General features: G+C 50.3%; 3 protein-coding genes. All 3 read left to right on the forward strand.

What is annotated here, in order from left to right; translation table 11 throughout:
* The first annotated feature begins 306 nt into the window (after positions 1-306).
* The 3 genes from phoP to LC431_RS26095 all read left to right on the forward strand — a co-directional run bounded on the left by phoP (position 307) and on the right by LC431_RS26095 (position 3,747).
* Positions 307-981: a two-component system response regulator PhoP gene (gene phoP / locus LC431_RS26085; RefSeq protein ID WP_013576218.1), complete on the forward strand. Its 675-nt coding sequence runs from the start codon at positions 307-309 to the stop codon at positions 979-981.
* Between the two features lie 26 nt (positions 982-1,007).
* Positions 1,008-2,465 (forward strand): two-component system sensor histidine kinase PhoQ, encoded by a 1,458-nt coding sequence (gene phoQ, locus LC431_RS26090; RefSeq protein ID WP_013576219.1) that lies wholly within the window; start codon positions 1,008-1,010, stop codon positions 2,463-2,465.
* A 160-nt stretch (positions 2,466-2,625) separates the two neighbouring features.
* Entirely contained in the window at positions 2,626-3,747 is a 1,122-nt protein-coding gene (locus tag LC431_RS26095) for a cupin domain-containing protein (protein ID WP_223510476.1), read from the forward strand.
* Positions 3,748-4,708 lie beyond the last annotated feature (961 nt).

The following is a 4,708-nucleotide window of genomic DNA, read 5'->3' on the forward strand; positions in this document are numbered from 1 at the left end:
GGGGGCAGTGAGATTGATAATACCGAGAGCTTGTGAAAGTTCCATTTAAAAAGGGTCCATGATGAGCATGAACCCTTTTTACACGAGCCACCGGATCGGTCAACTGATCCTTAAACGATCGGCATTAGCCTTCGGGTCGCCTTTTTTATGCCACGCCTGGCGGAAGCTGCTTATAATTCGTTTAGGTTCTGTTGATGTTCGGCACACCTGCGTTGACCTGAGGTTGATTAAAATGTTTCTGAATCATTTACAATCGCACTCAGAATGTTTAATCCATTTTTCGCGCTGTCAGGATAAGGAATCACCATGCGAATTTTAGTCATTGAAGATAACGCACTGTTACGTCATCACCTCTCAGTGCAGCTGCGGGAAATGGGCCATCAGGTCGATGCGGCAGAAGACGCCAAAGAAGCAGACTATTTTCTGCATGAGCATGCGCCTGATATCGCCATTGTTGACCTCGGCTTGCCTGGTGAAGATGGCCTGAGCCTGATCCGCCGCTGGCGAAGTCATCAGAACAATCTGCCGATTCTGGTGCTGACCGCCCGCGAAAGCTGGCAGGATAAAGTCGCAGTGCTGGAAGCCGGTGCGGATGATTACGTCACTAAGCCATTCCATCTGGAAGAAGTGCTGGCGCGCATGCAGGCGCTGATGCGCCGTAACAGCGGTCTCGCCTCACAGGTGATCACGCTGCAACCTTTCCAGATTGATCTGTCACGTCGTGAACTGACCGTCAATGAGCAGCCGATTAAACTGACCGCTTTCGAATACACGATTATCGAGACACTGATCCGCAATGCGGGAAAGGTGGTCAGCAAGGACTCTCTGATGCTTCAGCTCTATCCGGATGCCGAGCTGCGTGAAAGTCACACCGTCGATGTTCTGATGGGCCGTCTGCGCAAAAAACTGCAGGCAGAACACCCGGTTGATGTGATAACGACCGTACGTGGTCAGGGTTACCGTTTCGACATCAGGCCATAATCATCGTCATGTTCAAAGGACGCTTCATGAAAGGACGTCGTACCCGGAACCCCTTCTCCCTTCGCGTCCGCTTTATGATGGCGACCGCTGCGGTGGTACTTACCCTGTCGCTGGCCTACGGGCTGGTGGCCGTGGTGGGTTACATGGTGAGTTTCGACAAAACCGCCTACCGGCTCCTGCGCGGCGAAAGTAACCTCTTCTTCAGCCTTGCACAATGGCGCGACGGCAAGCTGACTATCAACGTTCCACCTGATCTCGACCTCAACACGCCGACGCTGGTGTTCATTTACGACGCAGACGGAAAACTGTTATGGGCCGAGCGCCGCATCCCTGAGCTCGAAGCGCATATCGATAAAGCGTGGATGAATAAACCCGGCTTCTATGAGCTGGATACCGACACGCAAATCAGCAGCGAAGTACTGGGCAACAACCCGCAAGCGCAGGATAAGTTGAAGGATTACGACGATACCGACGCCAACGCGATGACCCACTCCATTGCGGTCAATACCTATAATGCAACCTCGCGCCTGCCGGCGCTGAACATTGTGGTGGTCGATACCATTCCGCAGGAATTACAGCGATCTGATCTTGTCTGGGAATGGTTCAGCTATGTCTTACTGGCGAACCTGCTGCTGGTGGTGCCTTTGTTATGGCTGGCAGCTTACTGGAGCCTGAGGCCAATCAAAGAACTGATCCATCAGGTCGCCGAACTGGAAACCCACGAGCGGGAATCACTGGATGAAAACCCGCCACGTGAACTGCGCGGTCTGGTGCGTAACCTGAATATTTTGCTGCACGGGGAGCGTGGCCGTTATGATCGTTACCGCACCACGCTGGCTGACCTGACGCACAGCCTGAAAACGCCGCTGGCTGTCTTGCAGTCCACCCTGCGTGCACTGCGCAATGGTAAACAGATGACCATTGAAGATGCCGAGCCGGTGATGCTTGAGCAAATCAGCCGCATCTCACAGCAGATTGGCTATTACCTGCATCGCGCGACATTGCGCTCCGAACAAAACCTGCTGATCCGTGAAGTTCACTCCGTCCCGGCGATCCTCGACGGATTATGTTCGGCGTTGAATAAGGTTTATCAGCGTAAAGGCGTGGTGATCACGGTGGATATTTCACCGGAAATCACCTTTGTGGGCGAAAAAAATGACTTCATGGAAGTGATGGGTAATGTGATAGACAACGCCTGCAAATACTGTCTGGAGTTTGTCGAAATCAGTGCCGTCCATACCGAGAATCAGTTGGTGATCCTGATTGAAGACGATGGCCCGGGTATTCCGGTAAGTAAGCGCGAGGTGATTTTCCAGCGCGGGCAGCGGGCAGATACCTTGCGTCCGGGACAAGGGCTGGGGTTATCGCTCGCCAACGACATCATTGAACAGTACGACGGCAAAATTATCATTGGTGACAGCCCGCTTGGCGGCGCCAGCATGCGCGTTTGTTTTGGTCTGCAACAAGGCATTGAACTGGAATAACGTTCTCCCCCGATTATTTTGCCAGCAAATTTCGGCGCAATCTTAAGCATAGTGCGAAATTTGCTGGCAATTGCCCAACTCAGCCGCAACACCTTCCGTTATAATCATTTACAGACTCTTCTCTTCCTTATCACCCTCCATTTAATGCAAGGGAAATACTATGGATTACCAACTCGACCTAGACTGGAATGATTTCCTGCAGCGTTACTGGCAAAAGCGTCCTGTGGTGTTAAAACGCGGCTTTAAAAATTTCGTCGATCCGATCTCTCCGGACGAACTGGCTGGTCTGGCGATGGAAAATGAGGTGGACAGCCGTCTGGTGAGCAATCAGGACGGCAAGTGGAATGTCAGCCACGGGCCGTTTGAAAGTTACGATCATCTGGGTGAAACGGGCTGGTCAGTTCTGGTTCAGGCGGTCGACCACTGGCATGAACCCTCTTCCCATCTGATGACGCCATTTCGCCACATTCCTGACTGGCGCATGGACGATTTGATGATTTCCTTCTCGGTGCCCGGCGGTGGTGTTGGCCCGCATCTGGATCAGTACGACGTATTTATTATTCAGGGCACTGGCCGCCGCCGCTGGCGTGTGGGCGAGAAAGTCGCCATGAAACAACATTGCCCGCATCCTGATTTGCTGCAGGTCGAGCCGTTCGAGGCGATTATTGATGAAGAACTTGAACCGGGCGACATCGTCTACATTCCGCCGGGCTTCCCACATGATGGCTATTCGCTGGAAAACTCCCTCAACTATTCCGTCGGTTTCCGTGCGCCAAACGCCCGTGAGATGGTCAGTGGTTTTGCAGATTTCGTGCTTTCCCGCGAGCTGGGCAGCCACCGTTACAGCGATCCGGAACTGGTTGAACGTGAACATCCGGCCGAAGTGCAACCGGCTGAGCTGGATAAACTGCGCGGCATGATGCTGGATCTGATTGGTAATCCGGCGCATTTCAACAGCTGGTTTGGCGAGTTTATTTCCCAGTCGCGTCATGAGCTGGATCTGGCACCGCCGGAACCGCCTTATCAGCCGGGTGAAATTTATGAACTGCTGGAGTCGGGTGAAACGCTGGAACGTCTGGGCGGTCTTCGCGTGCTGCGCGTGGGTGATACCTGTTATGTCAATGGCGAAGCCATGACCACGGAACATATCGGCGCAGTAGATGCGATTGCCCGCCATAAAACCGTAACCAAAGACATGCTTGGCGATGCGCTGGACGATCCTTCATTCCTTGCGTTGCTGTCTGCGCTGGTAAACAGCGGTTACTGGTACTTTAACGACTGATATTAAGAGCTATTTAATCTTATTATTAATACAGGATGCTTCGGCATTCTGTATTAATTAAGAAATTTAATATTTTAGTTATTAATGGCTAACCGGTAAAGAATAGTTAATTCACATTAGTCAACATCTTTTAAACTTTATAATCAGGGAATATATTTCATTACCAACACCCGGTTATTAAAGGCCAGACATATTCTTCACACAGTTGTTCACGAAAAAAAATGAGTTAACTCAAACCCATACCTTTGCCTGTTATCCCCTCCCGAAACCTGAAGCAAGAAAATCCGAGCTCTACATAAATCGAAATATCTCACCTGAAATAACTCGAAGACTATACGATACAATTAATAAGCACATAGTTCGCGACATCCGCAGGTTTGGTAAGTCCGCCATGAATCCGAGTATGCTGGCCGATTTCTCCCGAATGAGTTATTTTATTGATAACAAAAAATATCCGTTCCTGGTAATGACATTCAATCTAAAACTAACTTTTCCACTCAGATCGTTGAACCCAAATATCTAATGGATTCAGGAATATATCGGCTCGCTGTCTTCTTTCCTGCATCAGGGTATTTTTCCTGGTTTTTTTGCGCTGTGGATAACTGGAAGGCCAGTGATGACCGCAAGTAGGAAATCGCTATGGTTCTCTGGAGAGAAATAGAACCGCCACCAGCTTTTATATCTCCAGCACAGGCATGATTAAGTTAGTTACTCAGGCACATATTTCAAACATTCTACTCAGAAATAACAACATTAGAATGGTGGATAAAAAACGTAGCCAGTTTCACTTACAGCTCTCATGCCGGGCAGTAGCCATGCCAGACAAAGGTTGATCATATATGGACGCCCCGGGTGTTACAAGTACTGGTTCGATACGGTTTGCGACCATATATCCGGCGTCGTTAGTGGGTTAATTTACCCGCGCCATGATGTTATCCGAGCCCTGTTTCCTTATCACTAC

The organism is Rahnella sp. GSA61A (assembly GCF_019969905.1).
Classification (GTDB): Bacteria; Pseudomonadota; Gammaproteobacteria; order Enterobacterales; family Enterobacteriaceae; genus Rahnella; species Rahnella aceris.

Excerpts from the sequence above, each read along its gene's own strand:
- phoQ (WP_013576219.1), top strand. The coding sequence starts at position 1,008 with ATGAAAGGACGTCGTACCCGGAACCCCTTCTCCCTTCGCGTCCGCTTT.
- phoP (WP_013576218.1), top strand. The coding sequence starts at position 307 with ATGCGAATTTTAGTCATTGAAGATAACGCACTGTTACGTCATCACCTC.
- LC431_RS26095 (WP_223510476.1), top strand. The coding sequence starts at position 2,626 with ATGGATTACCAACTCGACCTAGACTGGAATGATTTCCTGCAGCGTTAC.